This window comes from Bradyrhizobium sp. 179, from assembly GCF_023073535.1.
Lineage (GTDB): Bacteria > Pseudomonadota > Alphaproteobacteria > Rhizobiales > Xanthobacteraceae > Bradyrhizobium.
The window spans coordinates 78,775-86,177 of the sequence record NZ_JADPJR010000027.1 but is presented as its reverse complement, the minus strand read 5'-3'; the positions used below and the strand labels follow the sequence as shown (position 1 = coordinate 86,177).

Below are 7,403 nucleotides of genomic sequence, written 5' to 3'. Positions count from 1 at the left end.
GTCACCGCCACCACCGCCCGCGCCGCCCCAGATCCCAGCCCCTGTCGGAAATTCAAGGTTGATGGCAAAGCGACAATAGAGCGCGATGCCGCCGTGGTTTCCGTTTCCTCCGTTGATCCCGATACCGCTACCGAGACCGCCCGCACCACCATCGCCACCGGCGCCCGCAATGCGGCCATTGACGATCAAGTTCACGGTGACACCGGCCGGCCACGTACCGACATTAAACGCCGGGATGTCGATGCTTGTGGAGCTGATGATGACCCCTGAATTGATGATGCAATTCACGACGTCGCCCGGAAGCGCCACGGGATAGATCGAATCGTGAGATGATCGGAGGTTTATGTTCGCATTGTTGGCGTCGAAGATGACATAGCGCGTGCCTGTATCCGTCGCCGGCGCCGTCCAAAGCATCTCCTCGGCTTCGATCGAGAATTTGTCCGGACCCGGATTCAATCGCGTGATCTGGATCGGAATGTTTGACTGCGCGCCCGTCGCATCCTGCACACACTGCGCCTCCACGCGGTAACCGATCCCGAGAGAAGCATCTGTTTCGGCATCGCGCTGCAACTGAAACTGCACTTGACGCGGTGGATCGCGATATCGCCCTAACTGAACGGCACCCAAACGATCTGCGATCGACCTGCCTGCTTCCGGAATCCACCTTGACGTGATGGTCTTGATCGCGGGAGTACCGTAGTCCTCCTCCGCCTCATCGTCGATTGACAAGGACGTCGACCGGTAGTTGTCCAGGTTGGACAGCGGCTTTGTAGGATCCTTCTGCCCGAAATAGACCTGAACGCGCGAAATCCGTTTATCTGGCTGATCCTTGAGCTGAAGTGTACCCTTCAGCGTGTTACTGGGAGTGAATGTCTGCGCATCAGTCGTGATCGCGCGAAGCACTTGAAGCTTGATCTTCTCCGCCTCATCGTCCCACCAAACCGCAAGCGCAGCCTGCTCGATCAGTTCGGACGCAAGCGTAGCAACAGACGTCGGCTCGCAGATCACGGCTGTGTAGACGTTTCCAAGAAACGTCGTCGTCTCGGCCTGCCATTGCGCCAGATCGACATAGGATGCTGGCACGTCGGCATAACCGGTCAGAAGGTCGTAGAGAATGTTCGCGGCATCCATTCCTGAATAGCGGAGAACGCCCTGACACCGATCCTGCGCCTTGTGGGTGGTGGCAGTTGTGCCGAGCTGGCCGCGCGTCAAGGTCAGAGCATCGCCAGTTCGCGTGAAGGCAACAACCTCGTTTCCGCCGATGCAGATGTACCCTGCCGTAGGATACTCAGCGTCACCGATCCCTGTCGGGAGCATTGAGGCCGAAGTCGCCGCCGCTGTGATATCCGCTCCCAAGAACCCGTTAGTCAGATGCGGCGCTTGCGCCCTATCGCCATCAGCGAGCTTCAACACATCCTTGGCAATGATGGTGAACTTTCCGTCCGGCGTCGGACCGCTAAAACTCTCGATGACAAAGGTATGCGTCTCCATGTCGGCCAGATCCTGACCGACGATCCCTCTGATCCATCGCAGCGCGCGCCCACGCAAGAACGGCTGCCTCGCTCGAAACTTCCCCCAATAGCTGCCCTGTTGCCACGGATCATAGTCGCGATCGGCGAGATATTTGTCGTACCCCTCGCCCGTGTCGGAATGCGGATGGTCTTTGAAGGTGACAGTTAGCGTCGCACGCTGGCCGAGATTGACACCTAAAGAGACTACTGCCGGTGTGAAGTCGACGCTGGCGATCGACGGAATGCAGTCGATATCGCGCGGCAAATAATCCGTTGGCTTGGCGAAGCGAAGCGTGACCGTATCGTCGTTGTAGTTGTCCCTATCTTGGCACGTCTTTACCGAGTTGAAACACTTGATATCGCCGGTTGCGGGGATAGACGCCGTGCATGGCGCTACACCGTAGGTGTTGGCGCAGAACGAAATATCGATCTCGATGTAAGTCAGAACTTCAGGCATCACGCTACGCCGCGCACCTTGAGGTCAAACGCCAGTTTGTTGCTTGGGGCCTGCGGCGTCGGCATCGGGTCTTCCATCAAATATGCGAAGCCGACTTCGAGAGGATAAGTCTCAGGACGCCAAGCGAAAAAGAATGGCGTCGTCTTCGCTGCATCCAAGAATTCGTCCATGAACTCGCGATACCAGGCCGGCGAGATCAGAGAGAGCGGGATGGTGCTCTCTCGCCACGAGCCAAGCACAAGACGCCCGAGAAAGTTTCCCGTTTCGCTCATCCCGTTGACGATTTCATTCTTGCGGCCGTGCGGCATTGGCGTGTGGCCGACGTAGATCTTTCGCTCCAGCGTCAGCAGAGCGCCGACATAGACCACGGCCGCGCGCGCCTCTTCCACCCCTGATTGCATCCGCAACCTGATCTGCGAAAGAGACTGCGACGTGAAGCGAAATAGAACAGGACCGTCATCGGTAAGCTGGTGCTCTTCGACGATCTCAGTCCACACGCCGCCGATAAAGCCTTCGACTGAAACCGGGATTTCCGCCGATGCAAAATTGTGCCGAGCCACCGCGATGTAGTCGATCTCATCAACGTAATTCGTTGTGATGGTCAGGTATTGCTTGGTAGTATCGGCTGCCCGCCATTCGAGATGAGTAGCCGGATTAGCGAGGTTCGAAGCCGGATAATTGGCTTCGGCCGTATCCGCGATGATCGTTGTCGACGTCACCAAATTGTGCCACCCGATCACCGGATGATCGAGCGTGACCGGAAACTCGTCGTCCGGCTGAGTGAGGACGAAGGCACCAGAGGTTATGAGCGGCATCAGGCCGGCACCACGTTGAGGCGATAGCCGTCCGAGAACATGCCGTTGAGCCCTTCGATGAGATCGCGCAGTGCATCGCGCGTCGTGACGATCGGAACTGACATGTTGACGATGTTCTGTCCGCCGCCCTTGTCGCGCTGGCTTTGTCCGCCGCCGCGGTTCGGCGTGATGTCGATCTGCTCGCCCGGCTCGACCATGGCCTGAAACAGCCGGCTATCGCCGCCGCCCACGCCTCCAGGAACGGTCATTGAGAGGCCATCCTTAAAGCCGGTCGGAACTGACTGGCTCTTGATTTGAGCCACCAGCGTAGCGCCCTTGGCGAGCACAGCCGCCATTGCGGCGATGTTGGCTGGGAACGGCAGTTCCAATGCCTTTGCGGCACCAGTGAACATCGAGATCGTCGCTTGAATAGCACCGAAGACTTGCGCGGCTTTAGCCATGCCTGCGTTCTCCTTGCCGAAGGCCGCAGAGATGGTTGCGAAGCTTCCGGCCATCGAGGCGCCGGCAACGTTCCACGCAGTGCCAGCGTTTTCCGCCGTCTTCTGCATTGCCTGGTCGTAAGTTTCGGCGCTGATCTTTCCAGCGTCGAAAAGAGCCTGGATCTTCTGCAACTCAAGCTGATAGGTCTGCGACGCCGTCAGGTTTGACTGCGTCATCTGAAGACCGGCCAACGTCAAGGCGTAGTCCGAAGTCTTCTGCTTCAATAGATCGAGTTGAACCTGCTGTGCCGCCGTGATCGCCGTGTTGTTCGCGCGAGCAATCGACTCTGCTTGCAATTGCAGCTTCATCGCCTCCATCACACCAGGAAGCATTCCATAGGTCGCAATTTCGGCCTTCATTCCCTCTAGCGATTTGCTTTGCGAGGCAATGAACTGATCGACGGCGTTCTTGCCGCCCATCGCCGAGAAATTGAAGTCCTTCTGAGCCTTCGACGCCTCCTCGGTGGAGGCCGCTGCGCCGTCCGCCCCTGTCTGCGCGCCCCTCCACAGTTTCTCGATGATGCCGAAGGTAGTGCGGGCTGTCTCCTCGACGCCGGCCACGCCTCCCTTCACCTTTTCGAAGGCCGAGGTGAATTCACCCTTCAGCACCAGCGAGATCGCGCCAGATACGGTGGAGATGTACTCGGCGAGCGATTTGAACACAGCGCCGACGATCACACCGCTGGTGACAAGCGCCTTCATCGCGGTTGAGACCGCGGTGAGCGCGGTTTCCAGGAACCCGGAATTCTTCGCGGATTCGACCATCGCGTTCGTGATGGCGACCATCGACGGCAGAACCTGCGCCATCGACTGCGTAACCAAGCCGGTCCAGATACCCTTCAGCCGGGTCAGGTTGTCGTTGAATTCCTCCGCTGCCTTGCCAGTCTTCGCATCGATGATCAGGCCGAACTTTTCCGCCTCGTCCTTCATCTCTTTGAGGCCGTCGCGGCCATCATTGAGCATCGGGATCAGGTCGGCGCCGGTCTTGCCGAACAACGCCATCGAGACGGCCGTCTTACCGGCGCCGTCCTTCAGGCCAGAGAACCTGTCGGCGACTTCGCCCAGAACCTCATCGGACGACTTCAGCTTGCCGTTTGAATCCGTGACGGAGATCCCGAGCGCGCGAAAGGCGTTGGCCGCGTCGCCGGTCGGCTTAGCGGCCGCCTCGGTCATGTTCTTGGAGAGCTTGCCGACGGACTTGCTCAGAGCTTCGAAAGAGACGTCCGAGAGGTCCGCCGCATAGGCAAGCGCCGAAAGCTGCTCGATCGGCACGCCGAGCTTTGCCGACGTCTTCGACAGCTTGTCGGCATCGTCAATGGTGTGCTGGAGTGCGAGGCCGATCGCCACGCCGGCCGCAACGACGGCGGCTGCTGCCGCCGCCATGCCGGTCGCCACCGCCGAGCCGAACGCGGCCAAGCCGGACTGCGAATCCTTTAGGCCCTTGTCGAGAGCGGCGGTATCCGCTCCCAACACGACCCGGAGTGCACCGATGATAGCGCCGCCAGCCATTATTGGCCCTCAGTTCGGCTTGCCTTTGACCTCGCCGCCGAGCAGCAAGGTCCATTGTTTGGCGATCGCCAGCATTTGGTCGGGTGATTGCGGCTTGCGCTCCCGCGCGAGCAGCGTTCGCAACTTGGGGAACTTCTTGAACCGCGGGAGGGCCGCGGTGTGCCAAGCCAGCCACGCCAGATCGTTGTGCTCGCGCGTGAACTGCGCTTGCTTGCCGGCGAAAATCAGGGAGACCTGCCGCGGCGTCTTCGACCAGAAGGCGTCCGGATCAAGCCCGCACGCCACCCAATCAGTCAGGAGGGCCGGCCAGTCCCAGCCCGGCGCGGCCCCTGCTGAGGGCCCGGCTTGGAATCCTTCTTCGCCTCCGGGAAGGCGACACTGATCGCCTCGGTGACCTTCGTCATGACCTTCAGCATGCCGCCGGCGGCCGGGATCAGCTCCCCCGCCTCCTTGAGCGTCAATTCCGGATGCCGCTCCTGGAGGCCGCTGTAGAGCAACTGGCGCACCATCGACACGGAGATCCGTGACGGGCTGGACATCTCGGCCGCGATGGCCGTGAAATTCTTGCCCAGCGCCGCCTCCATCGAGCACAGCGCGTCAATGGAATACTGAAGCGTATAGGTGCGATCGTCGGCGACGATCTCGACCTCGCCCTTATGCGGGTTCGCCATGGGTTACGCCTGCACCAGCGTGGGCTTGCCGGAGACCTTGAACGTCACCGAGGCGCTCATCTTGTCGTCGATCGGCGCGTCCGGCTCGAAGGCCGTCAGGATGCCAGCGAACGAGAAATAGGAGCCGTCCGGGAAGACGACTTGGCGATTCTTGCTGGCGGACGAGCCGTCGAGGTCGAGCTCGGCCGTGAGCGCGAGCGCCGCGGAGCCGCCCGGCACGAAGTTCAGTTCAAGCGAGACCTCGCCGCCGTCCTTCAGACCGGCGATGAACTCACGCCAGGCGCCAGGGCTTTCCTCGTGCGTGGCGTCAACCGTGTCGCGCGCCATGGCCGGTGGCGTGATGGCCGTCACCTCGGCGAGCGTCGAGAACACCTCCGGGGAGGCGCCGTTGCCGGACTTGAAAAGCGTGCCGTAGCCGATGCGCGCCTGCGTGGTCATCGCGATATCTCCATGTCAGATTTGTTCGGAACCCGCGATACGCCCCGGCGGGAATGGGGAACTCTGTTACTTGCCGGCCGCGATCTTGGCGGCGATGCGTGCGGCCTTTTTGGCGAGGCGGATCCGCGCCTTCTCAATCTCGTGTTCGAGCGATGTCTTGATGCCGTTCAGCACCTTCATCACGTTGCCGTCGAAGGCCGGCCGCAGATGCGGATGGGCGGCCTGGTGCGCGTTGCCGAATTCGGTCTGCACCGACTTCGCCGCCGGGCCCGGCCCGATGTAGACCTCGACGTCGCTCTCTTTGCGGTTCAGGCCCTTCTGGCGTCGAGAAAGCTTCTGCGTGACCGTGTAGGACGCCTTCAGCCCGCCAGAGAGGCGCGGCGCGAGCCGCTCGCCGTCATCCTTGATCGGCTGGCCCTGCTCTGTCAGGACGCGCTTTAGGACGTTGCGCGCGGTCGCCTTGGGGAGTTCCTTGAGCGCCTCGTCCAGCTCGGCCAGGCCTTCTATCTTGAACGTTTGCCGCGCCATCGCTTGCCGCCTACCTGAAAGGATGCGTTTCGAACGATGAAATCGGCGGCGATTTCCGGATTGACGCGCAAAAGACCGAGGTCATGGAAGAACCGGAGGGCCCCGACATATGCCTTCCACCAGAAGGGCAACTTGACCGACACGGTCACCGTCAGCATCGACTTCACCGGACCCGCCATCACAATTCCTCGTAGTGGATGAAGAAGTCGCGCATCACGGCGTACATCTGAACGATGTCGTCGTACATTTCCCGCTCGACGGCTTGGAATACGCCCTGGACGCGGACAATGTTCGATCCTGTGCCCATCTCGCCGGAATACCCGTCGATCCGGTTTTTGACCGCGTTCGCCAGCGTGGCTGCGCCGTCGACGGTCGGCGCCCATGCCGCGATCTGGACGCGCGGCCGGACGTATCCGGATGCGCCCTGCATGTGATAGTCGCCCTCGCCCGAAATGCGCGTGTAGACGACGCTCGCGAGCTTCGTCCCTTGCGGCAGCACCACCGGGTAGACCCGAGCGACCACCAGAGCGACGATCGCGGAATCGCCCAGCAGAAACTCACGCAGCGCCGGACGAATGTCCTTCATCAGGCCGACACGCCCGAATAGCCGAACAACAGCTTCAGGTTCGTGGTAGACTTGGCGATTGCGATGATGTCGTAATACTCACCGGTTCCGACGTCCGCGAGCGGGCAGATGCCGCCGGCGGTGCCACTCAGGTAGTACGTGGTGCCAGCGGTGAGCACGGCGTTCACGGTGAGTTCGCCACCCTTCTGCACCTTGATCGGCTGACCAGCAGAAGCGCCGTTCAGAGCAATGCCCTTGGCGTCGCGCGCCAGCGCCGTCGCGGAGTCGGCATCAGCAAGCGCCCAGGTGCCATCGGCCGCTTTGTAGACGGCTTGACCGGCGGTGATGGTCGCACCGGAAATGCCGTCTTCGGTGATGGCGCCGGCACCAGGCAGCACGCTCGAAGCGGTGATGGAAAGATCGGCCATAG

Annotated in this window: 10 protein-coding genes; all 10 read right to left on the bottom strand. The window is 61.1% G+C overall.

What is annotated here, in order from left to right:
- Positions 1-1,968, bottom strand: a 1,968-nt coding sequence (locus IVB12_RS05600; protein ID WP_247296453.1) for a hypothetical protein, incomplete at its 3' end; no start/stop codon positions are given.
- Entirely contained in the window at positions 1,968-2,783 is an 816-nt protein-coding gene (locus IVB12_RS05595) for a hypothetical protein (RefSeq protein WP_247296447.1), read from the bottom strand. The genes IVB12_RS05595 and IVB12_RS05600, both read right to left, overlap by 1 nt.
- Positions 2,783-4,771, bottom strand: coding sequence for a phage tail tape measure protein (locus IVB12_RS05590; RefSeq protein ID WP_247296445.1), 1,989 nt, complete (start codon positions 4,769-4,771; stop codon positions 2,783-2,785). The genes IVB12_RS05595 and IVB12_RS05590 overlap by 1 nt, the downstream gene beginning before the upstream one ends.
- 9 nt (positions 4,772-4,780) lie before the next feature.
- Entirely contained in the window at positions 4,781-5,056 is a 276-nt protein-coding gene (locus IVB12_RS05585; RefSeq protein WP_247296443.1) for a hypothetical protein, read from the bottom strand.
- Positions 5,057-5,064: 8 nt separating this feature from the next.
- A complete protein-coding gene (locus IVB12_RS05580) occupies positions 5,065-5,442 on the bottom strand; it encodes a GTA-gp10 family protein (protein WP_247296441.1) in 378 nt (125 codons plus the stop codon).
- A gap of 3 nt (positions 5,443-5,445) precedes the next feature.
- On the bottom strand, positions 5,446-5,880 hold the full coding sequence (locus IVB12_RS05575; protein ID WP_247296439.1) for a phage tail tube protein: 435 nt from the start codon (positions 5,878-5,880) through the stop codon (positions 5,446-5,448).
- A gap of 66 nt (positions 5,881-5,946) precedes the next feature.
- Positions 5,947-6,408: an HK97-gp10 family putative phage morphogenesis protein gene (locus IVB12_RS05570; protein WP_247296437.1), complete on the bottom strand. Its 462-nt coding sequence runs from the start codon at positions 6,406-6,408 to the stop codon at positions 5,947-5,949.
- On the bottom strand, positions 6,384-6,587 hold the full coding sequence (locus IVB12_RS05565) for a hypothetical protein (RefSeq protein ID WP_247296435.1): 204 nt from the start codon (positions 6,585-6,587) through the stop codon (positions 6,384-6,386). The genes IVB12_RS05570 and IVB12_RS05565 overlap by 25 nt, the downstream gene beginning before the upstream one ends.
- Complete coding sequence (locus IVB12_RS05560) at positions 6,587-6,994, bottom strand: DUF3168 domain-containing protein (RefSeq protein ID WP_247296433.1); 408 nt, start codon at positions 6,992-6,994, stop codon at positions 6,587-6,589. Before IVB12_RS05560 ends, IVB12_RS05565 begins: the two co-directional genes overlap by 1 nt.
- Complete coding sequence (locus tag IVB12_RS05555; RefSeq protein WP_247296432.1) at positions 6,994-7,401, bottom strand: hypothetical protein; 408 nt, start codon at positions 7,399-7,401, stop codon at positions 6,994-6,996. The genes IVB12_RS05560 and IVB12_RS05555 overlap by 1 nt, the downstream gene beginning before the upstream one ends.
- Positions 7,402-7,403 lie beyond the last annotated feature (2 nt).